Annotated in this window: 20 protein-coding genes; 12 read left to right on the plus strand and 8 right to left on the minus strand. The window is 71.1% G+C overall.

The window, feature by feature from the left end:
* Positions 1 to 20: 20 nt before the first annotated feature.
* From KUA19_RS27230 to KUA19_RS27245, 4 genes are read left to right on the plus strand one after another with little or no spacing between them, the layout of a single operon-like run.
* Positions 21 to 443, plus strand: coding sequence for a ribonuclease domain-containing protein (locus tag KUA19_RS27230; protein ID WP_217400448.1), 423 nt, complete (start codon positions 21 to 23; stop codon positions 441 to 443).
* 12 nt (positions 444 to 455) lie between these two features.
* Positions 456 to 842: a barstar family protein gene (locus KUA19_RS44660; RefSeq protein ID WP_217400450.1), complete on the plus strand. Its 387-nt coding sequence runs from the start codon at positions 456 to 458 to the stop codon at positions 840 to 842.
* Between the two features lie 41 nt (positions 843 to 883).
* Positions 884 to 1279, plus strand: a complete 396-nt coding sequence (locus KUA19_RS44665; RefSeq protein WP_217400452.1) for a MerR family transcriptional regulator — start codon at positions 884 to 886, stop codon at positions 1277 to 1279.
* Positions 1276 to 2280: an aldo/keto reductase gene (locus KUA19_RS27245; RefSeq protein ID WP_217400454.1), complete on the plus strand. Its 1005-nt coding sequence runs from the start codon at positions 1276 to 1278 to the stop codon at positions 2278 to 2280. The genes KUA19_RS44665 and KUA19_RS27245 overlap by 4 nt, the downstream gene beginning before the upstream one ends.
* 81 nt (positions 2281 to 2361) lie before the next feature.
* Here KUA19_RS27245 and KUA19_RS27250 read toward each other — a convergent pair whose 3' ends face one another.
* Positions 2362 to 3333, minus strand: coding sequence for an aldo/keto reductase (locus tag KUA19_RS27250; RefSeq protein WP_217400456.1), 972 nt, complete (start codon positions 3331 to 3333; stop codon positions 2362 to 2364).
* A gap of 44 nt (positions 3334 to 3377) precedes the next feature.
* Positions 3378 to 4400, minus strand: a complete 1023-nt coding sequence (locus KUA19_RS27255; RefSeq protein WP_217400458.1) for an alcohol dehydrogenase catalytic domain-containing protein — start codon at positions 4398 to 4400, stop codon at positions 3378 to 3380.
* A gap of 277 nt (positions 4401 to 4677) precedes the next feature.
* Between KUA19_RS27255 and KUA19_RS27260 the strand changes: the two genes are divergently transcribed.
* From KUA19_RS27260 to KUA19_RS27270, 3 genes are all read left to right on the plus strand, one after another.
* Positions 4678 to 6192 carry a GGDEF domain-containing protein gene (locus tag KUA19_RS27260; RefSeq protein ID WP_217400460.1) on the plus strand — a complete coding sequence of 505 codons (1515 nt, stop codon included), beginning with the start codon at positions 4678 to 4680 and terminating at the stop codon, positions 6190 to 6192.
* Positions 6193 to 6262: 70 nt separating this feature from the next.
* Positions 6263 to 6706, plus strand: coding sequence for a CBS domain-containing protein (locus KUA19_RS27265; RefSeq protein WP_217400463.1), 444 nt, complete (start codon positions 6263 to 6265; stop codon positions 6704 to 6706).
* Complete coding sequence (locus KUA19_RS27270) at positions 6703 to 7986, plus strand: ArsB/NhaD family transporter (RefSeq protein WP_217400465.1); 1284 nt, start codon at positions 6703 to 6705, stop codon at positions 7984 to 7986. Before KUA19_RS27265 ends, KUA19_RS27270 begins: the two co-directional genes overlap by 4 nt.
* Before the next feature lie 44 nt (positions 7987 to 8030).
* On the opposite strand, the gene KUA19_RS27275 is transcribed toward KUA19_RS27270, so the two are convergent.
* Positions 8031 to 9833, minus strand: a complete 1803-nt coding sequence (locus KUA19_RS27275; RefSeq protein ID WP_217400467.1) for a galactose-binding domain-containing protein — start codon at positions 9831 to 9833, stop codon at positions 8031 to 8033.
* A gap of 323 nt (positions 9834 to 10156) precedes the next feature.
* On the opposite strand from KUA19_RS27275, the gene KUA19_RS27280 reads away from it, so the two are divergent.
* Positions 10157 to 10717, plus strand: coding sequence for an SRPBCC family protein (locus tag KUA19_RS27280; protein WP_217400469.1), 561 nt, complete (start codon positions 10157 to 10159; stop codon positions 10715 to 10717).
* Here the strand turns inward: KUA19_RS27280 and KUA19_RS27285 are convergent.
* On the minus strand, positions 10646 to 11128 hold the full coding sequence (locus KUA19_RS27285; protein WP_217400471.1) for a hypothetical protein: 483 nt from the start codon (positions 11126 to 11128) through the stop codon (positions 10646 to 10648). The two genes, KUA19_RS27280 and KUA19_RS27285, sit on opposite strands and share 72 nt — an antisense overlap.
* A gap of 93 nt (positions 11129 to 11221) precedes the next feature.
* Between KUA19_RS27285 and KUA19_RS27290 the strand changes: the two genes are divergently transcribed.
* Complete coding sequence (locus KUA19_RS27290; RefSeq protein ID WP_217400473.1) at positions 11222 to 11728, plus strand: nucleotidyltransferase domain-containing protein; 507 nt, start codon at positions 11222 to 11224, stop codon at positions 11726 to 11728.
* 25 nt (positions 11729 to 11753) lie between these two features.
* Here KUA19_RS27290 and KUA19_RS27295 read toward each other — a convergent pair whose 3' ends face one another.
* Positions 11754 to 13115 carry a serine/threonine-protein kinase gene (locus KUA19_RS27295; RefSeq protein ID WP_217400475.1) on the minus strand — a complete coding sequence of 454 codons (1362 nt, stop codon included), beginning with the start codon at positions 13113 to 13115 and terminating at the stop codon, positions 11754 to 11756.
* A gap of 193 nt (positions 13116 to 13308) precedes the next feature.
* Here KUA19_RS27295 and KUA19_RS27300 point away from each other — a divergent pair, with 193 nt between their 5' ends.
* Positions 13309 to 13851: a GNAT family N-acetyltransferase gene (locus tag KUA19_RS27300; protein WP_217400477.1), complete on the plus strand. Its 543-nt coding sequence runs from the start codon at positions 13309 to 13311 to the stop codon at positions 13849 to 13851.
* Between the two features lie 79 nt (positions 13852 to 13930).
* On the opposite strand, the gene KUA19_RS27305 is transcribed toward KUA19_RS27300, so the two are convergent.
* Together KUA19_RS27305 and KUA19_RS27310 are read right to left on the minus strand one after the other, a co-directional pair.
* A complete protein-coding gene (locus KUA19_RS27305) occupies positions 13931 to 17545 on the minus strand; it encodes a glycoside hydrolase family 2 TIM barrel-domain containing protein (RefSeq protein WP_217400479.1) in 3615 nt (1204 codons plus the stop codon).
* A 142-nt stretch (positions 17546 to 17687) separates the two neighbouring features.
* Positions 17688 to 18875 (minus strand): RtcB family protein, encoded by a 1188-nt coding sequence (locus KUA19_RS27310; RefSeq protein ID WP_217400481.1) that lies wholly within the window; start codon positions 18873 to 18875, stop codon positions 17688 to 17690.
* Positions 18876 to 19090: 215 nt separating this feature from the next.
* On the opposite strand from KUA19_RS27310, the gene KUA19_RS27315 reads away from it, so the two are divergent.
* Entirely contained in the window at positions 19091 to 20044 is a 954-nt protein-coding gene (locus KUA19_RS27315; RefSeq protein WP_217400483.1) for an anti-sigma factor RsbA family regulatory protein, read from the plus strand.
* A gap of 6 nt (positions 20045 to 20050) precedes the next feature.
* Here the strand turns inward: KUA19_RS27315 and KUA19_RS27320 are convergent, their stop codons facing one another.
* The gene (locus KUA19_RS27320; RefSeq protein WP_217400485.1) at positions 20051 to 20311 is read right to left on the minus strand and encodes a hypothetical protein; all 261 of its coding nucleotides are present in this window, start codon (positions 20309 to 20311) and stop codon (positions 20051 to 20053) included.
* Positions 20312 to 20500: 189 nt separating this feature from the next.
* Here KUA19_RS27320 and KUA19_RS27325 point away from each other — a divergent pair, with 189 nt between their 5' ends.
* Positions 20501 to 20839, plus strand: a complete 339-nt coding sequence (locus KUA19_RS27325; protein WP_217400487.1) for an STAS domain-containing protein — start codon at positions 20501 to 20503, stop codon at positions 20837 to 20839.
* Positions 20840 to 20895 lie beyond the last annotated feature (56 nt).

A 20895-nucleotide genomic window follows, 5' to 3' on the forward strand; every position in this document is an offset into this window, starting at 1 on the left:
CCCGTCGCGGAGGTACCCCCATGACCCTCGCCCTGCGCAACCCGGCCCGCCTGTCCTGGCCGCTGCGCGCCGCCCTCGTCCTGGCCATGCTGCTCACCGCCCTGGTCGTTCCCGCGACCAGCGAGCCCGCCTCGGCCGCCGTCTACAGCTCGTGCACCATCTCCCGCTGTGCCGACGCGCGCACCGCCCGCTCCGGCTGGTCGGCCAAGGGCTTCCCGACCAGCGCGGGCTGGTACTCGTGGAGCGGCGGCCTCTACAACTACACCGGTGGCCAGTTCTACAACCGCGAGGGCCAACTGCCCGCCGGTGCCACCTACTACGAGTACGACGTGTACCCGCGCACCAAGGGCGCCGCCCGCGACGCGTACCGCATCGTCGTCAACCGCAGCACCGGCGTGACCTGGTTCTCGCCGAACCACTACACCGACTTCTACCGGCTCTGAGTCGAGGTCGCCGTGCCGACGCCCGCTGCCCTGCCGCGCTGGCTGGACCTGCGCGAGCAGCCCGCGCCCGCCGGCGACCGCACCATCGACGGACGGGCCTGCCGTACCCGGGCGGGCCTGTTCGCCGAGCTCGCCCGCGCACTGGCGTTCCCGCCGCACTTCGGCCGCAACTGGGACGCCTGCGCCGACTGCCTGCGCGACGCGGTCCAGGCCGACCCGGTGCTCACGGTCGGGCACGCCGAGGACCTGCTGGCCGCCGAGCCGCACCACCTGCCCGTGCTGCTGGACATCGTGTCCGTGCTCGTCCGGGACACCCCGGCCGTGACACTGGCCCTGCACCCGTCTCCGCCGTACGCGGAGGAGTTCGTCGAGCGCCTGCGTGCCGCGACGCTGGAGTGACCGGGCGGCAGTTTGACTTAGAGCGCGCTCTAATTTCTAGCGTGACTGATGTGTACACGATCGAGGAGGCCGCGCGGCGGACCGGGCTGAGCGCCCACACGCTGCGCTACTACGAGCGTATCGGGCTGCTGGAGCCCGTGGGCCGGGCGGGCAGCGGGCACCGCCGCTACTGCGACGCCGACCTCGGCTGGGTCGAGTTCCTGACCATGCTGCGCCAGACCGGCATGCCGATCCGCGACATGCAGCGCTTCGTCGCGCTCACCCGCTCCGGCGACCACACGATCGCGCAGCGGGTCGAGGTGCTGCGGGCCCACCGCGACACGTTGGCGGCGCAGTTGGCCCTGCTCACCCGGCACTACGCGAAGATCGAGAACAAGATCTCGATCTACGAGGGCATCCTCGCCGAACATCGGAACCACCACAGGGAGCTGGTATGAAGACAGTCGGACTAGGCCGCACCGGCGAGCAGGTGTCGCAGCTTGCGCTCGGTTGCATGATCATGGGTACCACCACCGACGAGCAGGAGTCGGTGCGGATCATCAACCGCTACACCTACGCCGGCGGCAACTTCCTCGACACCGCCAACTGCTACGCCTGGTTCACCCGCCCGGACGCCACCGGCGCGGAGAGCGAGGAGCTGCTGGGCCGATGGTTCGCCGCCACCGGCCGCCGCGACGAGGTGTTCCTGGCCACCAAGGGCTCGGCCATGGTGTGGGACCGCGACGGGGTATGGCGCGACGGTGCCGTCGACTGGGCGCTGGCCGGCAGCCGCTTCGAGGGGACGGCCGCGGCCACGCTGCACCGGGCGATCGACGAGAGCCTGCGGCGGCTGCGCACCGACCACATCGACCTGTACTACGTGCACGTCGACAGCATGGCCACGCCGCTGGAGGAGACGTTGCAGGCGCTGGCCGACATCGTCGCGGCGGGCAAGGCCCGCTACATCGGCTGGTCGAACGTGCGCACCTGGCGGCTGGAGCGCATCCGGCAGCTGTGCGCGCAGCACGGCTGGCCGGCGCCGGTGGCGCTGCAACAACAGCACAGCTACCTGCGGCCCAAGGCCGGGGTGGACACCCCGTCCATCGTCGGCCCGGAGCAGCTGGACTACCTGCGCCACCACGACGACCTGACGCTGGTGGCGTTCTCGCCGATCCTCAAGGGCGTCTACGACTCGGCGGCCAAGCGGGTCGGACACTGGGCGATGGACAACTACACCGGGCCCGACGCCGAAACGCGGCTGGCGGCGGTGGCGAAGGTGGCCGCCGAGGTCGGCGCGACCCCGAACCAGGTGGTGCTGGCCTGGCTGCTGCGGTCCACGCCGACGGTTATCCCGCTGGTCGGGCCGCGGACCCTGGAGCAGTACGACAGCGCGGCGGCCGCGCTCGACGTCGAACTCAGCGATGACCAGCTGGCGCTGCTCGACGCCGCCGGTGCCTGATACGCACGTGCCCACGGACGGCAGCGGGCGGCGCCACGGGGGCGCCGCCCGCCTCGCGTCAGTAGCCGGACGCCCTTCGCGTCAGTAGCCGGACGGCAGCCGGGGCGTGTAGTGCTCCTCGAGGCCGTGGGCCTCGTCGTCGGTCAGCTTCAGGTCCAGCGCGGCGACGGCGTCGGTCAGGTGGTGTGGCTTGGTCGGGCCGACGATCGGGGCGGTGACGACCGGGTTGCGCAGCACCCAGGCCAGCGCGACCTGCGCCATCGGCACGTCGTGCACCTGGGCGACATGCTGCACCGCGTCGACGATCGGCTTGTTGAACTCGCCGTCGTAGCGCGACTGCAGCGGGTCGGTGGCGGCGCGCTGGGTGGTGTTCTGGTCCCACGGCCGGGCCAGCCGCCCCTTGGCCAGCGGGCTCCACGGGATGCTGCCGACGCCCTGGTCGGCCAGCAGCCCGAACATCTCCCGCTCCTCCTCGCGCTGCACCAGGCTGTACTGGTTCTGCATGGACACGAACGGGGTCCACCCGTGCGTCCGCGCGGCGTGCTGCATCTTGGCGAACTGCCACGCCCACATCGACGACGCCCCGAGGTAGCGGACCTTGCCCGCCCTGACCACGTCGTGCAGCGCCTCCATGGTCTCCTCGACCGGGGTCTCCGGGTCGAACCGGTGGATCTGGTACAGGTCCACGTAGTCGGTGCCCAGGCGGCTCAACGAGGCGTCGATCTGCTCCATGATCGCCTTGCGGGACAGGCCCGCGCCGCCGGGGCCGTCGTGCATCTTGAAGAACACCTTGGTGGCCAGGACGACGTCGTCGCGGCGGGTGTACTTGCGGATCGCCCGGCCGACGACCTCCTCGGAGGTGCCGTACCCGTAGGCGTTGGCGGTGTCCCAGAAGGTGATGCCGAGATCGACGGCCTGCCGGAAGACCGGCTCGGCGGCCTCGTCGCCCAGCGCCCAGTCGTTGAAGCCGCGCGAGGTGTCGCCGAAGCTCATGCAGCCGAGAGCGACCCGGCTGACCTTGAGACCCGACGTGCCCAGGCGTGTGTAGTGCATGGAGGGGATTCCTGTCTGTCGTGAGTGGATCGAGATTGTTCAGGTCACGGCGTGACCAGGACCTTCAGTGCCTCGCGACGGTCCATGGCACGGTAGCCGTCGGGTGTCTCGTCCAGGGTGATGGTGCTGTCGAAGACCTTGCCCGGGTCGACGCTGCCGTCGAGGATCGCGGGCATCAGCTGCTCGATGTAGGCACGCACCGGCGCCGGGCCACCGTTGAGGGTGACGTTGCCGCCGAACAGGCTGGCCCAGCCGACCGGCGCCTCGTCGTACTGCGGGACGCCGACACGGGCGACGATGCCACCGGCCCGGACCACACCGACGGCCTGGTCGTACGCCTCCCGGTAGCCGACCGCCTCCAGCACCGCGTGGGCGCCGTCGCCACCGGTCAGCTCCTTGACGTGGGCGATGCCCTCGGCGCCGCGCTCGGCGACCACGTCGGTGGCGCCGAACTCCCGGCCCAGGTCGGTGCGGTTCTTGTGGCGACCCATCAGGATGATCCGCTCCGCGCCGAGCTGCCGGGCCGACAGGACCCCGAGCAGGCCGACCGCGCCGTCTCCGATGACGGCGACCGTGGTGCGCGGACTGACGGCGGCGCACACGGCGGCGTGGTAGCCGGTGCCGTACACGTCGGCGAGGGTCAGCAGCGAGGGCAGCAGCGGCGAGTCCTCGGCGACGGGCAGCTTCACCAGCGTGCCGGAGGCCTGCGGGACCCGGGTGTACTCGGCCTGGGCGGTGTTGAAGAAGCCGCCGTGGCGGCACGAGGTCTGCACACCCTCGTGGCAGAAGTCGCAGGTGTTGTCCTGGTACGCGAACGACGCCACCACCAGGTCGCCTTTGGCCAGGCCGGTCGTCCGCGCGCCCAGCTCCTCCACGACGCCGAGGAACTCGTGCCCCATCGTCGTGGGCCCGTCCTCGGCGGACCGGTGGTGGTAGGGGTGCAGGTCGCTGCCGCAGATGCAGGTGCGTACGACGCGCACGATCGCGTCGGTCGGCTCCTGGATGACCGGGTCGGGCACCTGCTCGACCCGGACGTCCCCGGCGCCGTACATGACTGTGGCTTTCATGAGCACTTCCGATCTCGTGGTGTTGCCGAAATCCAGGTCTACCGCTGTACCTGACCAGTATCTGGCGTGCGGCGGCCGGCTCGGCGCCATCCCGCAAACCCCGTCCGGGGCCCAACCGGCAGTGTGCTGTTGCGGGCGCTGGGCGCCGACCACGTCCTCGACCAGCGCAGCCCCGACCTGGCCGCGCGGGTCCTTGCCCGCCGGGATGGGCTGGTCCGCCCGTGCGGTGCCGGTGCTCCGCGTAGCGTGGAACCGGAGTTCCCCGGCTTGGAGGACCATGGATGACGGATTCTTCCCGGTGCGCCGGGCCGGACTGACCTCCGATCGGGGCCTGGTCGCCCTGGTGGCGGGGGGCGTCGTGTCCGTCGCGGCGGTGGTCGCCGTGCCACCTGCCGCACCGGTCGGCAATGCCCTGAGAGTGGCCGTATGGTTCCTGGCGGTGTGGCTGTGCCGGCAGGTCGCCGGGAGGCCGCACATCGCCGCGGCGGCACGCCGGTTCTGGCGCACCTGCGCCCTGACCGCGCTGCTGCTCGGCACGGCCAATCTGCTGCGCCTGGTCGCCGGCGCGGGGCGGCCGGCCGTCCCCGTCCGGGCCGAACTGGCTTCATCGGTGCTGGGCGTCACCGGCGTGGCCGCGCTCGGCTGGGCCATGCTCGCCTTTCCGCTGTCGGTCACCGGCGCCGCGCGGGTGCGGCTGAGACTCGACGTCACGATTGTCATGGGCGCCCTGGCCGTGGCCGCCTGGTACCTGTGCCTGCCCCGGGGCTCCCCGCCGGAAAACGGCGCCCAGCTCGCCGTCCTCGCGATCGGCTGCGTCCTGGTCCTGTTCGCGGCGTTCGGTGCGGTAAAGCTCCTGTTGAGCGGTTCGGCGCCGTTCGTCCTCGAAGCGGGGATGCTCCTCGGGGCGGCGGTGCTGGTCGGGGCATGGACGATGTTCAACCTGCTCAGCATCGGTGCCCACTACTACGGGTTGCTGAACGGCGCGCAGCTGGCGACGGCGATCCTGTGCGCCATCGCCGCCCGCGTGCAGTACCTGCGGATGCGCAGCCGGCTCAGCGGACTGACCGAGCAGTCACAGCGCACCTACAGCCGCCTGCCGTACCTCGCCGTCGCCGCCACCCAGGTGATGCTGCTGTTCCAGATGTGGCGGGAAGGGCTGACCCTGCGTGGCTGGGGGATGGTGCTCGGCGCCTGCACCGTCGCGATTCTGGCGATGGTCCGTCAGCACCTCGCCTTCCGCGAGATCGCGCGGCTGCAGGAGCAGTTGCGGCACGAGGCGACCCACGATCATCTCACCGGCCTGCCCAACCGGGCCCTGCTCAACGAGCGGGCGCAGGAGTTCATCCGGGCCTCCGGCGACCCCGAGCGCCATGAGGCGGTGCTGCTGCTCGACCTCGACGACTTCAAGGCGGTCAACGACGAGCTCGGCCACCATGTCGGCGACCGGCTGCTGGTCGCCGTCGCCGACCGGCTGCGTGCCTGCGTACGCCCGACCGACACGGTGGCCCGCCTGGGCGGGGACGAGTTCGTCGTGCTGCTGGCGGGCACCTCCGCCGACGGGGCGGTCGCCACCGCCCGGCGCATCCTCGTCGCGCTGTCGGAGCCGCTGGCGGTCGATGGCCACGAAGTGGTGCCCGGTGCCAGCATCGGTGTCGCGGTCGGTCCGGGCGAGCAGTTCGACGCCCTGCTCCGTGACGCGGACATGGCCATGTACCAGGCCAAACCCATGGGCGGCGCGAGCCTGCACGTCATCGACCGCACCGGACGGTGCGGTGGTGCCCGCAACCGCTAGGGTGTACCCAGGAGCGCCGGGAAGTCTGGTCGGCACGGCATTCGTCGTCGACTGGAACAGGTGAAGTCCCGTGCGCGCATCCGATCTGGCCGTCCCGTGGCCGACCGTCGATCTGTCCACTCCGGCGCTGACCGCCGCGCGGCTGCTCGCCGACGCCGACCTGCCTGGACTCATCGTCGTGGACCTGTTCGGGGCGCCGTTCGCGGTGCTGCCGGGCACCCAGGTGCTGCGACTGGCCGTGCCCAGCTACTGCCAGGAGGATCCGACCCTGGCGCACCTGGTCGACGAGGCGGCCGCCGACGTGTTCATGCGGGAACTCGGCGACCTCTCGGTGCGCGAGTGCCTGCCCCCGCAGCCGCACGAGCTGCCGGTGGTCGAACCGTCGGCGACCGCGCTCGAACTGGCCGCGCTGATGGCCCGCACCCGCAGCCCACTGGTGGCGGTGGTCGAGCACGGGCGGCTGCTGGGCGCGGTGACCCTGCACCACCTGCTGGACCGGGTGCTGCCGGTATGACCGTCCAGGCGTGGCTGGCCGTGGCGGTGTTCGTCACGGCGTACGTGCTGATCGCGACCGAGTGGGTGCACCGGGTCGCGGCGGCGCTGGGCGGGGCGGTGGCGATGGCGTTGATCGGCGCCACCGACGCGCACACGGCGTTCTTCTCGCCGGAGTCCGGGGTGGACTGGAACGTCATCGTGCTGCTCATCGGCATGATGCTGATCGTCGGCGTGCTGCGGCGCACCGGCCTGTTCGAATACCTGGCGATCTGGTCGGTGAAACGGGCACGCGGGCGGCCGTACCCGGTGCTGGTCCTGCTCGTGCTCATCACCGCGGTGGCGTCGGCGGGCCTGGACAACGTCACCACCGTGCTGCTGGTCGCGCCGGTGACCCTGTTCGTGTGCGACCGGCTCGGGTTGCCCGCGGCGCCGTTCCTGATCGCCGAGGTGATGGCGTCCAACATCGGCGGCGCGGCGACGCTGATCGGCGACCCGCCCAACATCATCGTGGCGAGCAAGTCGGGGCTCGGGTTCAACGACTTCCTGTCGGTGCTGGCGCCGATCGTGGCGATCATCCTGGTGGTGTTCCTGGCGCTGTGCCGGTGGCTGTTCCGCGACGCGCTGCGCGCCAACCCGGAGAAGGCCGCCGCCGTGCTGGCGCTGCGCGAGCGCGACGCGATCCGCAAGCCGCGGCTGCTCGCGGTCAGTCTGGTGGTGCTGGCGGCGGTGCTGGTCGGATTCGTGCTGCATCCGGTGCTGCACCTGGATCCGGCGATCGTGGCGATCGTGGGCGGCCTGGTGCTGCTGGCGGCCTCACGGCTGGACCCCGACGAGGTGGCCAAGGACGTCGAGTGGCACACGCTGCTGTTCTTCGTCGGCCTGTTCGTGATGGTCGGCGCGCTGGTCGACACCGGGGTGATCGACCGGCTGTCGCACGCGGCGGCGCAGGCGACCGAGGGTCGGCTGTGGGGCACCACGATGCTGCTGCTGTGGGCGTCGGCGGGGCTGTCCGCGGTGATCGACAACATTCCGTACGTCGCGACGATGAGCCCGATCGTGGCCGACCTGGTGCACAGCGGCGGACAGGGGCACAACGTGCTGTGGTGGGCGCTGCTGCTCGGCGCCGACCTGGGCGGCAACGCGACCGCGATCGGCGCCTCGGCCAACGTGGTGATGCTGGGCATCGCCGAGCGGGCCCACCGCCCGATCACGTTCTGGCAGTTCACCCGGTACGGCCTGATCGTCACCGTGATCACGGTGGCCGTCTGCGTCCCGTACCTCTACTGGCGTTTCTTCTGACGGGGGAGGGCCGCTCCCGGGAACGGGGAGCGGCCCTCGAGTGTTCACCAGCCGACGGCGATCAGCAGGTACTGCGGGTTGCCGTGCGAGATGAACGAGGACTGCTCGGTGACGTCGTCGTAGGGGAAGCCGTACGCGAGCTTGTTGATGGCGTGGTCGTGCCAGAACTTGGCGTAGTAGTTGGCCGGCGCGGCCTGGTAGAAGTTGCTCACCGTGCTCCACTGCGACTGGGGCAGGTGCGCCACGTGCCGGTTGAGCGCCGCGCACATGTTCGGGTTGCCCGCCAGCACGCCCGCGCAGCCGGTGATGTCGGAGGTGGTCGCGGTGACTCCCACGCTCGACGCGTAGCTGCTCAGGTAGTTGGCGTACTGGCCGCCGGTGCGGAACGCGGCGTCGCTGCCCGGCGTGATGATCCGGTACGGCGCCTGCACGGTGGCCAGGTGGTCGAACTCGGCCGGGACCTCGTTGATGAACTTCTGGAAGGTCACCGCCCGGTCCTCGGCGAAGGTCGCATAGTCCTCGCCCACGGACGCGTCATAGCCGTCCTTGGCGTGCAACCGCATCGCGAGCTTCAGGCCGAAGGCGTCGACGCGGGTGGTGTTGCCGTTGAACACCGACGCGCCGACCGTGAACTCGATGAAGTCGTAGTACAGGCTGTTCGGGGTGCCGAGGTAGAAGTACATCCGGCCCGCGGTGTTGACGGGCATGTCGAAGTACGGTTGCTCGGCGATGGAGTGGACCGTGCCGTTGTAGCTCCAGAACACCTGGCTGTCGGGGTACTTGCCGTTGGTCCGGTTGAGGATCTTCAGCATGACCACGTTCTGGGCGGTCGGGATGTTGCTGGTGTCGCCCCAGAAGTTGTTCGGGTCGGTCGGCGACGGCGAGGTGCTCGGCTGCGGGCTGGGGCTGGTCGCCCCGGTGCCCAGCCGCACCGCGAACTCGAACAGCGAGTAGCCGTACGCGGTGTTGCGGACGGTGCCGTTCATCCGTACGTAGCGGCCGTTGCCGGTGACGTCGATGGTCTGGGTGCCGCCGGTGCCCGTGGTGGTGGAGTAGAGGTTCGTCCACGGACCGGTCGCCGAGTTGGAGACCTGGAGCTGGAACGACTTGGCCGAGGCCGCTTCCCAGGTCAGGATCACCTGGCAGATCGGCTGGGCGGCGCCCAGGTCGACCTGGATCCACTGCGGGTCGGTGAACAGGCTGGACCAGCGGGTGGTGGTGGCGTTGCCGTCGAACGCCGCCGACGCCGGGAACGTCGCGTTCTCGGCCGAGGAGGCGGTGGCGGGCCGGCCCAGCGCGGCGTTGGCGGTGGTGCAGCCGCCGCCGGTCGGGAAGGTGCCGAACACCTGGAACTCCCACAGCGAGTAGCCGTAGGCGGTGTTGCGGACGGTGCCGTTCACGCGCACGTACCGGCCGCTGCCGCTGACCGCGAGGGTCTGGATGCCGCCCGCGCCGGTGGTGGTGCTGTAGATGTTCGTCCAGGGGCCGGTCGCCGAGCCCGCGACCTGCACCTGGAACGACTTGGCCGAGGCGGCCTCCCAGTTGAGGACCACCTGGCTGATGGTGGCGGTGGCGCCGAGGTCGACCTGGATCCACTGCGGATCGGCGAAGGCGCTGGACCAGCGGGTGCCGGTGTTGCCGTCGACCGCGGCCGAGGCCGGGCTGGCGGCGTTCTCGGTGGAGGAGGCGGTGGCCGGTTTGCCCTGTGAGATCAGCGGGTCGGCGGCGCGGGCGCTGCCGGTGGCCAGGGCGAAGATGTACGCGGCCAGCAGCACCATGGTCGCGGCGAGGACCGCGAGCAGGTACGCCGGCCGCCGCCGGGCGGATGGTCGGAGAGCGGTTGGCATGGAGATCTCCCTGTCGTGCTGGGACGGTGCGGCACGGCCGGCCGGGAGGCCGCGTCGCGACGGGCGCGGAATGATCTTTCAGAGAGCGCTCTCTGGCATGATTCGACCCGGAACGCACGCCTGTCAATACGATCGGCGTGCCACAGTTCGGACGGCCATCCTCATCCGACAGTCGCGCCAGGACTCGGATGTGTCCTGGCCAGGGTATTTGTTGTCGCCGACAGCATTGGCGCTCGGGCGGTCGGCCGAAATCTCTCGGACACGTTTCAGCAACGACGGTGATCGATATATGGCAATGGCACGGATAGGGCAGGATGAGTGGTATGCCAGTCGTTCAGGCCGTCGCGATCGTGCCCGTCACCCCGGCCGTCGCGTTCGCCGTCTCGCAGACCACCGGTGCGGTCCGGTACCGCTGGGACCCGTTCGTGCGCGAGCAGCACCTGCTCGACGGAGCCGCCCGCCCGGCCAAGGGCGTGCGCACGTTCACCCGCTCCCGGCACGGCCTGACCATGGTCAGCGAGTACGTGTCGTACAACCCGCCCACCAACGTCGGCATGCACATGGTCCGCGGGCCGTGGTTCTTCGAGATGATGGCTGGCGGCTGGCGCTTCGCCCCCGCCGAGGAGCCCGGCCACACCGTCGCGACCTGGCGCTACAACTTCCGGACCAGGCCCGCGCTGATCCGCCCGATCGCCGACCGCATCGGCGGGTGGCTGCTCGGCCGCGACATCCGCCGCCGCATCGAGGGCTTCGCCCGCGGCTGCCAGGACCCGGCCGTGCTCGCGGCCGTCGGGGCGCCCGCCCGAACCGGGTCAGCCGTCGCCGTAGTGCAGCACCCAGACCTCGGGGTGGATCCCGCCCCGGGCTGCGATCGCCTCCCGTAGCCGCCGCAGCTCGACCGGCGAGACCAGGTCGGCGACCTCATCGGCGGGCAGCTCCCAGGCCCCGGCGTGCCACTGCCATCCCCAGTAGAGGTTCTGGTAGTCGACGCGTACGGCGACCGGACCCCGGTCGGTGTCGAGTAGCAGGTAGATGCTCGCCTCGACGGCGCCGAAGGGGTGCGCTTCGCGATCCAGTTCTCGGCAGGAGCGGGTCGCGCCGAAGGGGTACTGGAAAATCTGGGGATGGTTGTCGGGGCGGATGCCGGGATCCGTCGGGCCGTCTCCGCACCCGTGGTGGGTGGCCCATCCGGCCCGTTCTTGCGCCTCGACCAGCGCGTACCCGACCGGTATCGCCAGTAGGACCAGTGCCGCGAGCGCGATCGCGGTGACCCGTGCCCGATATCGTCTGGCCATGGTGAACTCCGACCCTCAATGACAGATAGTTGGCCGGAATATATCGGATAACGATGTATGAGGACAGGGGGCGGCGTGACGGTTGATTACGCCATGACGGCGCAGGATGCGCTCGGGCTGCTGGCGCGGCTGGCGGAGCACGGGGTCGACGCGTGCGTGGGCGGCGGCTGGGGCGTGGACGCGCTGCTGGGCGAGCAGACGCGGGAGCACTCCGACCTGGACCTGTGGTTGCCCGCCGCCGACCTCGAGCGGTTGTTCGTCGCCTTCGCGGCCGGCGGGGTCGACCGCGTCCACCCGTGGCCCGGCGACCGGCCGTGGAACTTCGTCCTGCACGACGGCGTACGGCTGCGCGTGGATCTGCACCTCTACGAGCCGTTGCCGGACGGCACCCTGCACTACGGCTCGGTCCTGGAACCGGTGACGTTTCCGGCGGAAGCGCTACTGGGACAGGGCGTGATCGCCGGAACGGAGGTCCGCTGCGAAGCGCCCGAATGGTCGGTGCGTTGGCACACCGGCTACCCGCTCCGGGACAAGGACCGGCACGACGTGCCGCTGCTGTGCGCGCGATACGGCCTCGACCTGCCGGACACCCTGCGCTGACGGCGTCACGCGCCGATTCGGAAGGTCAGTCGTGGTCTCCGCTGTCGCGGGGCAGCGCGGCGACCAGGGCTCCGGCGAGCTCCGCCAGCCGGTCGTAGCCCTGAGCGGAGATGCGGTTGTCGCGGCGCAGGTCCTGCAGCCGTTCGATGAGGTCCTGCGCCTGCTCGCGGCCCTCGCCCTCGCCCTTGCGCAGCCGCTTGTCGAGATCGGACAACTTCTTGCGCAGGTCGCGTGCCGCGCGGTCGTCGAGCGCGTCCGAGTCGGCCAGCCGGTCCACCTCCTGCACGAGCGACCGCAGCAGCGCGTCGGGCCGGTTGGCCGCCACCGGCGAGGCCACCACCGACTTCGGGGCGGCGCCCGAGGTGGCGCCCGCGAACGGTACGCCCGCCCGCTGCCCGGCCGACTGCAGCAGGAGCAGCCCGAGCAGCACCGCGGTGACCGCGCCGACCAGCCCGCCCGCCACCAGCACGGGTCGCAGCCAGCGGTTCCCGCCGCGACGGGCAGGCGGTACCACGGCGGGCGGGCCGACGGCGGTGGCGGGTCCGGCCACCGGCACCTGGGCCCGCCCCGCGGGCGGCAGCGCCGTCAGCACCCGCGTCGCGGTCGGTGCCGCCGCGAGCACCTCGGTGGCGTCGGACCAGCCGGTGCGCAGCCGATCCAGTTCGGCGGCGACCTCGATCGCGGTGGCCGGGCGGTCGGCGGGGTCGGGTGCGGTCAGGCGGGAGATCAGATCGGCCAGGGCGGGCGGCGCGGGGTGCGGCGGAACTCCGGCGGGTCCGGGTGGGGCGCCGGTGATCATCGCGGACAGGACGCAGCCGAGGCCGTACAGGTCGGTGCGGGCGTCGATCGGGCCGCCCTGGGTCTGTTCGGGGGCGATGTAGCCGGGGGTGCCCGCGATCAGGGCTGGGTAGGCGTCCCGCTCCCAGGCGGCGATGCCGAAGTCGCACACCTTGAGCGCGCCGGACTCGGCCAGCAGCAGGTTGCCGGGGGTGATGTCGCGGTGGACGACCCCGGCCGCGTGCGCCGCGGCCAGGGCGGCACAGGTCTGGGCGGCGATGTCGACCGCCTGGGCGACCGGCAGGGGGCCGGACTCCAGCAGTCGCGCCACGGACGGGCCGTCGACCAGCTCCATCACGACGTACGCGCGGTCGCGGTCGACGGACACGTCGTACACGGCGACGATGGCGGGGTGGGCCAGTGCGGCGATGGTCTGCGCCTCACGCCAGAACCGTTGGCGCATGTCGGGGTCCTGGAGCATCGCCGCGCCGAGCGCCTTGATCGCGACCGGCCGCCGCAGCCGCAGGTCCAAGCCCCGCCACACGGTGGCCATGCCGCCGTGGCCGATCTGTTCCAGCAGCTCGTAGCGCTGGTCGAGCACTGTGGTCATGTGCACGTCCCTCCCCATCGAGGGTTGCCTACCCAGGGGACGCGTGCGCGCAACGAAAAAGCCAGGATCTGTTGGAATGCGCACATTCGCGTGACGTTCCGGACGGCTGCGGCGCTGGGTGTGTCGTGTTCCAAGCGGCCGTCGCCGTGTTAATCGGTTTGCCGCCGCCAACCCGGTCGGATAGGAAACTCGCATGTTGAGGGGCAGCAAGGTCGGGCTCAGGGCCCGGCACGAGGAGGACATCCCGATCCTGCGGGCCGAGCTCTACGACGACGTCGTCAACGCCTCGCGGGCCGAGGGCAGTCCGTGGCGGCCGATCACGCCCGGCTCGAATGACCCACGGCTCGTGCCGGACGACCTGGAGCCGGGGCGCGTCCCGTTCTCCGTGGTCGAGCTGGACGGCGGCGCCCTGGTCGGCACCGCGGCATTGTGGGGCATCGACAATCACCACCGGTCCGCGCACCTCGGTATGGGGTTGCTGCCCGCCGCCCGTGGCAAGGGCTACGGCACCGACGTGGTCGGGGTGCTGTGCCACTACGGGTTCGTCGTACGCGGCCTGCATCGGCTGCAGATCGAGACGCTGGCCGACAACCACGCGATGCTGCGTTCCGCTGAGCGCAACGGCTTCGTCCGCGAGGGCGTGCTGCGCTCGTCGGCGTGGGTGCTGGGCGAGTTTCTGGACGAGGTGCTGCTGGGACTGCTCGTGGCGGACTGGAAGCCGGACTTGCGGGCCTAGCGTTGGCGCTGGCCTATCCAGTGGACGGATTCGAAGAACCGTCCACTGGATAGGCCAGCCTTGATTGAAGGCGCTGCGGTCAGCCGGTGATGTCGACGCGGTCGGGGACCACGAAGGTGTCGGTGGCCGCGGAGTTCTTGGTGGCGGTCACCCGTACCCGGAGGGTGTGCGCCCCGGCCGAGAGCACCGGGCTGGTCCAGACCAGCGTGTTGCCGAGGCGGGCCGTGGCGTAGAAGTCGACCGCGGTCTCCGTGCCGCCGTCGATCGACACCATGGCGATGCCGTGGCGCGGGTCGCGTACCCCGTACAGCCTGATCTGCGTGCCCGTGAACGCGACCGTGACCTGGTTGTTCGCGGTGTTGCTCCAGCTGTTGGTGCCCGCGTAGAGGTCGGCGCCGCAGTTGGTGCAGGACTGCCAGGTGCCGGTGTAGTTGAACTGGTTCTGGCCGGTCCCGGTGACCCGGTCGTCGACCGTGGTGGTGCTTGCGCCCGCGGTGCGGATCTTCAGGTCGGCGACGCTGGCGTACTGCCCGTCCGCCGAGCTCAGTGCCCGCAGCCGCACGTACCGGCCGGACTTGGCGGCGAACGAGACGTTCTGCGCGGCGGTGCTGTTGGGGAAGGTGCCGGTGGCCACGGGCGAGCCCCAGTTGCTGCCGTCGGCGCTGACGTAGAACTCGTACTGGCCGATGCGCCCGTTCTGGGCGTCCTGCCGGGGCAGGTAGGTGAACGCGGCGACCGGGTAGCTCGTACCCAGGTCGAGCTGCAGCTCGTGGGGGAGCGGGTCGACACCGGTCGACCAGCGGGTGTGCCAGAACGTCTTGGTGCTGCCGTCGAACGCGCTGATGGCGGGGCCGGACAGGGTCTGGCCGTCGCCGGTGAAGTCCTGGCTGTCGACGTACCGGACCGAGTAGCGCGACTGCGGGATCAGGTCGCCGCTGGCGGCGACCGGCGCCGACACGACCGTCGGCGCGGCGGCGACCACCGTGGCCCGGTCCAGCGCCACCGGCCCGTTGCCGACGACGCGTACCCGCAGCGTGTGGTTGCCCTGCGCGAGCGTGGCGCTGCTCCACAGAGCCGTGTTGGCGCGGCGGGTGCCGGTGAACGACACGGTCTGCTCGGTGCCGCCGTCGACCGATACCGCGGCCTGGCCGTGGGTGGTGTCGAGGATGCCGTAGAGGACCACGCGGGTGCCGGTGAAGGCGAGCGTGGCGGCGTCGTTGGCGGTGCCGCTCCAGCTGTTGTCCTTGCCGAACGCGTTGCCGTCGCCGCCGTTGGCCCAACCGGTGCCGGTGTAGTTGAACTGGTTGGCGCCGGTGCCGGTGACCCGGTCGTTGACGTCGACCGGGAATCCGAACGTGTACGAGCCGCTGACCGGCACGATCGGGTCGGTGAACGCCGCCGCGGTGACCGAGGCGCCGGCCGAGGTCAGGCCGGGGGAGGTGGCCGTGACGGCGATGGTGCCGGTCTGGCCGAGCGCCGTCTTGACGTACACGGCGCCGACGCCGCCCTCCAGCACCAGCGGGCTGCTGCCGACGACCGCGCCGGGGCCGGTGACGCCGAACGAGACGGCCGCGTTGCCGGTCGGCACGACCTGGTTGTTGGCGTCCAGCGCCTTGACCACGACCCGGGTCATGTCCGCGCCGTCGGCTTTGAGCGAGGCGTCGTCGGCGGCCAGGCTCAGCTTCACCGGCGTGCCCGGGGTGTACTGGGTGTCGCTGGCCGCGATCGAGCCGCCGATCCAGCAGTCGGCGCGCAGGCTGCCCGCCGCCCAGGTCACGTTGTTGAACTGGAAGAACGGGTGCGGCAGCGAGGTGTACGCGTTGGGGCTGATCCGGCCCTTGGAGACGCCGTTGGCGAACAGCTCTACCTGCTGGCAGTTGCCCGCGACGTACACGGTGGTCGAGGAGCCCTGCGCCCAGTCGTGCGCGATCTGCACGAAGGCGCCGTACTTCGCCGGGTCGCGCTGGGAGGTGAAGACCGCCGCGGCCGGCTTGGCGATGCGGAAGATGTCCGATACGCCGTGGTAGCAGGTGTAGTCGATGCAGCTCTCGGTGTCGAAGGTGGTGTTGTAGTCGAACGCCGCCCAGCCCAGCGCCCCGGCCACGTTCGCGCGCGAGGCGGCCTGGTTCTGCACGTTGAGGTGGGTGAGCATGGTGTGGGTGAGTACCTGCTCGGGGTCGAAGCTGCGGTCGGGGTCGGTGTGCCCGACGGACTCGGTGACCAACCACGGCAGCACCGTCGGGGCGATGGCGCCGCCGGAGAAGTCGTTGAACGTGTAGACATCCTCCAGCTTCTCGCTGCCGGTGAAGTTGCGCACGCCGCCGGTGGGTCGGGACGGGTCGAGCTGGTGGGCCAGCGCGTTGGTGCGGGTGTAGAAGTTGTGGTTGTCGCCGGACTCGTTGATGCGTACGCCCCACATGATGATCGAGGGGTGGTTGCGGTCGCGGGTCACCATCTCGCGCACGTTCTCGACCGCGATGTCCTGCCAGGCGGTGTCGCCGATGTGCTGCCAGCCGGGAATCTCCTCGAACACCAGCAGGCCGATCTCGTCGGCGCGGTCCAGGAACTCCGGGTCCTGCGGGTAGTGCGAGGTGCGCACGAGGTTGGTGCCCAGCTCGTACTTGAGGATGTCGGCGTCCTTGGCCTGCAGCCGGTTGGGCGCGGCGCGGCCGATGTAGGGGTACGACTCGTGCCGGTCCAGCCCGCGCAGCTTCAGCGCGGTGCCGTTGAGGTAGAACTTCCCGTCGGTGGCGTTGAACGCGACCGTGCGTACGCCGATGCGGACGCGGTGCTCGTCGACCCAGGTCGAACCGTCGCGGACCTGCGTGTAGACGGTGTAGAGGTACGGGTCGTCAACGTCCCAGCGGTGCGGGTTGGCGATCGCCGAGGTGTTGTAGTTGAACTCGACCGCCGAGTTCGCGGCGATGGTCTGGGTGGCGGTGCCGGTGGCCACCACGTTGCCGCCGGTGTCGACGACGCTGGTCACCACGGTGACCGATTTGGACGCGCCGCTGTCGTTGCGCACATTGGTGCGCGCGTTGACGGTGGCGCTGGACGCGCTGACGCTCGGCGTGGTGACGAACGCCCAGTCGGTGTGCACCGGGTCGGCGACGATCATGTTGACGTCGCGGACGATGCCGCCCCAGACGAAGTAGTCGACCGCGCCGCCCTCCGGGGGCAGGTCGTTGCGGGTCATCGAGTCGACCTTCACGGCGACAACGTTGTCAGCACCGCCCACGGTGACGTATGGCGTGATGTCGACCGTGAACGAGGTGTAGGCGCCGTTGTGCTGCCCGGCCAAGGTGCCGTTGACGTACACCTGGGCGGCCTTGGCCACGCCCTGGAACTCGACCAGCAGGCGGCGGCCGCTGTAGGCCGACGGCACGGTGAAGTGGCGGCGGTACCACGAGGCGGGCACCTCGAAGTCGCCCTTCGGGAACCCCTTGTGCGGATGGGTCCGGAAGTAGGGCAGCGTCACCGGCACGAACGCCGACTCGCTGAGCCCGACGGCCTGGCCGTTGCCCGCGGGCACGTCGCCCGCGAACAGCCAGTTGGTGTCGAAGTTGAGGACTTGCCGGTTGGACGGCTGCGGGACGTACGGCGCGGCCATGGCTGTCGACGGCGTGCCGACCAGGGCGATGGTCGCCACCGGTGTCAACAGCGCCAACAGGGCCGCCACTCTTCGCCTGCTCACATGGACTCCCTCGGGGACGATGCAGGGGACTCTGTTCGAGCCTGTTCGATCGTGGTCGATCCTGTTTTACTCCGAGACATGGCCGTCGGTCAATGCAAAGGTGGCCCGGTCGATCGCTCGACCGGGCCGCCCCACGCGGTGTTCAGCCCTTGACGCAGATGATCTGCTTGAGCCGAGCCTCGACGGTGACCAGGTCCGACTGCTGGGCCATCACCTGGTCGATGTCCTTGTACGCCGCCGGGATCTCGTCCACGACGCCGCCGTCCTTGCGGCACTCCACGCCCTTGGTCTGCTCGGCCAGGTCGCGGGTGTTGAACTGCCGCCGCGCCTGCATGCGGCTCATCTTGCGCCCGGCGCCGTGCGAGGCCGACCGCAGTGCCGCGTCCGAGCCGAGCCCGCGCACGATGAACGACGACGCGCCCATCGAGCCCGGGATGATGCCCAGCTCGCCGGAGCCCGCCCGGATCGCGCCCTTGCGGGTGACCAGCACCTCGGCGCCGCCGTGCACCTCCTCGGCCACATAGTTGTGGTGGCAGGAGATCTCCGGCTCGAACGACACCTTGCGCACGTGCTTGGCGAGCACGCCCCGCAGTAGCGCCATCATCACCGCGCGGTTGCGCCGGGCATACTCCTGCGCCCAGAACAGGTCGCGCCGGTAGGCGTCCATGGTCGGCTCGCCGGTGACGAACACGGCCAGGTCCGGGTCGGGCAGGTCGGCGTTGTGCGGCAGGTCCTTGGCCTTGGCGATGTGGTACTGCGCCAGCTCGTTGCCGATGCTGCGGGAGCCGGAGTGCAGCATCAGCCACACCCGGTTCTCGGTGTCCAGGCAGATCTCGATGAAGTGGTTGCCGCCGCCGAGCGTGCCGAGCTGCTGCATGACCCGGCCCTTGCGGTGCAGCACGTGCTGGGCGGTCAGGTCGTCGAAGCCGGTCCAGAACTGGTGCCAGCCGCGCAGCCCCGTGTCGAGGTGGTTGACGTCGACCGAGTGCTTATGCGCGCCCTGCCCGACCGGGATCGCCTTCTCGATGTCGGCGCGCAGCTTCGACAGGTCGTCGGGCAGCTGGTCGGCGCGCAGCGAGGTGAGCTGGGCGGTCATCCCGCAGCCGATGTCGACGCCGACCGCGGCGGGCGACACCGCGCCGCGCATCGCGATGACCGAGCCCACGGTCGCGCCGATGCCGACGTGCACGTCGGGCATGACGGCCACCGCGTGCGTCCACCTCAGGTCGGCGACGTTGCGCAGCTGCGCCAGCGCGCGCTCGTCGATGGTGGCCGGGTCGGCCCACAGCCGCAGCGGTGCGCTGGTATCGGTGATCGTCTCGAAAGGCATGGTCTCCCCCGTCGGTCTTGCCGAGGTGGAAGTGTGCTCGGTCCGCCGCCGCGGGCGCGACCCAATATCCACTATCGCACGGTGAAACGCAGGTGGGCGGGTCGCGATCGACGTGCTACGTTGGTGCTCGCCCGCGCGGTGCGGACGTACCGTGGGCGATTCTCGGCGAGGGGTGCCCGGATGCGCGAAGAGCCCCGGCTCCGGAAGTGCGTGTCATGAGGACCGGCGCCGCCGCAGGCCACCACGGCTTCTACCACGAGACCGCCTTCTACGGCTCTGACGAGCAGTTCCTCGGGCTGGTCGTGCCGTTCCTCGCCGACGGTCTGGCGGCCGGGGAGCCCGTGTTCGTCGCGTTCGCCGGCCGCAACCAGGAGCTGGTCCGCGACGCCCTGGGCACCGACCGCGACGTGCTGTACATGGACGGCGACCAGCACTACGCCAAGCCCGCCCCCGCGATCCGCCGCTACCGTGAGCTGTTCGACGAGCAGGTGGCCGCCGGGGCGCGGCAGATCCGGGTGGCCGGGGACGTGCCGCATCCGGGCGTCGGGGTGCCGTGGGAGTGGTGGGCCCGCTACGAGGCCGTCGTCAACCGGGCATACGACCCCTGGCCGGTGTGGGGGCTGTGCCCCTATGACACCCGCAACACTCCACCCGACGTGCTCGACCACGTGCTGCGTACCCACTCGCACGTCGCCACCGCCGGCGGGCACCGGGTCAACGACGGGTACGAGCGGCCCGAGGACTTCCTGCGCCGCCAGCCGGTGGTGTGGCGTGACCCGATCGAGGACGAGGCGCCGCAGGTCGTCCTGGCCGACCCGACGCTGGCCGACACCAGGGCCGCCGTCACCATGCTGGCGGCGCGGACCGAGCTGCCCGCCGACGATGTCGACGCGATGCTGTTGGCGGCCTCGGAGGCGGTCACCAACGCGATGATCCACGGCGGCGGGCAGGTGGCCGTCCTGATGTGGGCCGCCCCGCGGCGGCTGGTGGTGACGGTGGGCGACGCCGGGCGCGGGCCGCAGGATCCGTGCGCCGGGCTCGTCCCGACCGGCGCGGACGTCGGCGGGCTGGGGCTGTGGCTGGCCTACCAGGTGTGCAGCTACGTGTCACAGCAGCGTGACGGCGACCGGTTCACGCTGCGCCTGGTCGTCGGCGAACTTTCCGGCTGAGCCCGGTCACGCCAGCGCGTTGCGGTTGGCCGGGCGCAGCGTGCGCCGCCGCCAGCGCCGGGGACGCCGCAGTCGGGGCACGCGCAGCGAACCCCGCCGCACCCGCCTGACCCCGGTGCCCAGCACGCGTACCCCGGCCGCCACCGCGCGGCGGCCACCCCGCACCGGCACGGCGACGCTGTCCTGCCTCGCCCGCCAGCGTGAACCCAGCAGCATCCCGATCGCCGCCGCGCCCGCCACCACCGCCAGCGCCAGCCCTGCCGCCACCTCGTGCCCCCACTCCCGCGTCAGACGTCCCCGCCATGCCAACGACGAACATCGCTTCGCGGCGCGCGGATGTTCCCCCGCGAGCATCAGTGCAGGTCAGCGCGGTGGGTCGGGAGACGGCACAAAACCGCCGCCGCAGGCCGGGGCCAATGCGCGCCGGGACGCGGCCCGGCGTGCTACAAAGGCCGCGTGACCGCCGCCGTGCCCCCGCTCCGTCACGAACTCCGCGTGGCCGGGGACACCGTGACCGCCCTGCTCGCCGGGGAGATCGACTTCGCCTCCGCGCCCGAGTTGCAGGACTGGCTGTCCGCGGAGATCACCGCGCGTCCCGGCTGCCGGGTGCTGGTAGACCTGGGCGAGGTCGGGTTCATCGACTCCTCCGCCATCCACGTCTTCGTGCGGGTGCGCAAGCTGGCCGACACCGTCGGCAGCAGGATGCGGCTGGTCAACACCGACGGCATGGTCCAGCGGGTGCTGCAGGTCGCCGGGGTGTACGCCCACCTGTGCGGCGACCCGACCGCGGGCTGAACCACGCCGGTGACGCGGGGCGGGTTTGCCGCCGCACGGGGCGGGTATCCGGTCGC

Source organism: Catellatospora tritici (assembly GCF_019083965.1).
In the GTDB taxonomy this organism is placed as follows: domain Bacteria; phylum Actinomycetota; class Actinomycetes; order Mycobacteriales; family Micromonosporaceae; genus Catellatospora; species Catellatospora tritici.

Bases quoted from the DNA above. Each gene is read 5' to 3' on its own strand.
- KUA19_RS27285 (WP_217400471.1), bottom strand. From the start codon at position 11,128: ATGGCCAGACGATATCGGGCACGGGTCACCGCGATCGCGCTCGCGGCA.
- KUA19_RS27315 (WP_217400483.1), top strand. From the start codon at position 19,091: ATGAGGACCGGCGCCGCCGCAGGCCACCACGGCTTCTACCACGAGACC.
- KUA19_RS27275 (WP_217400467.1), bottom strand. From the start codon at position 9,833: ATGCCAACCGCTCTCCGACCATCCGCCCGGCGGCGGCCGGCGTACCTG.
- KUA19_RS27300 (WP_217400477.1), top strand. From the start codon at position 13,309: ATGTTGAGGGGCAGCAAGGTCGGGCTCAGGGCCCGGCACGAGGAGGAC.
- KUA19_RS27310 (WP_217400481.1), bottom strand. From the start codon at position 18,875: ATGCCTTTCGAGACGATCACCGATACCAGCGCACCGCTGCGGCTGTGG.
- KUA19_RS27270 (WP_217400465.1), top strand. From the start codon at position 6,703: ATGACCGTCCAGGCGTGGCTGGCCGTGGCGGTGTTCGTCACGGCGTAC.
- KUA19_RS27280 (WP_217400469.1), top strand. From the start codon at position 10,157: ATGCCAGTCGTTCAGGCCGTCGCGATCGTGCCCGTCACCCCGGCCGTC.
- KUA19_RS27230 (WP_217400448.1), top strand. From the start codon at position 21: ATGACCCTCGCCCTGCGCAACCCGGCCCGCCTGTCCTGGCCGCTGCGC.
- KUA19_RS27295 (WP_217400475.1), bottom strand. From the start codon at position 13,115: ATGACCACAGTGCTCGACCAGCGCTACGAGCTGCTGGAACAGATCGGC.
- KUA19_RS27260 (WP_217400460.1), top strand. From the start codon at position 4,678: ATGGATGACGGATTCTTCCCGGTGCGCCGGGCCGGACTGACCTCCGAT.
- KUA19_RS27290 (WP_217400473.1), top strand. From the start codon at position 11,222: ATGACGGCGCAGGATGCGCTCGGGCTGCTGGCGCGGCTGGCGGAGCAC.
- KUA19_RS27245 (WP_217400454.1), top strand. From the start codon at position 1,276: ATGAAGACAGTCGGACTAGGCCGCACCGGCGAGCAGGTGTCGCAGCTT.
- KUA19_RS27255 (WP_217400458.1), bottom strand. From the start codon at position 4,400: ATGAAAGCCACAGTCATGTACGGCGCCGGGGACGTCCGGGTCGAGCAG.
- KUA19_RS27250 (WP_217400456.1), bottom strand. From the start codon at position 3,333: ATGCACTACACACGCCTGGGCACGTCGGGTCTCAAGGTCAGCCGGGTC.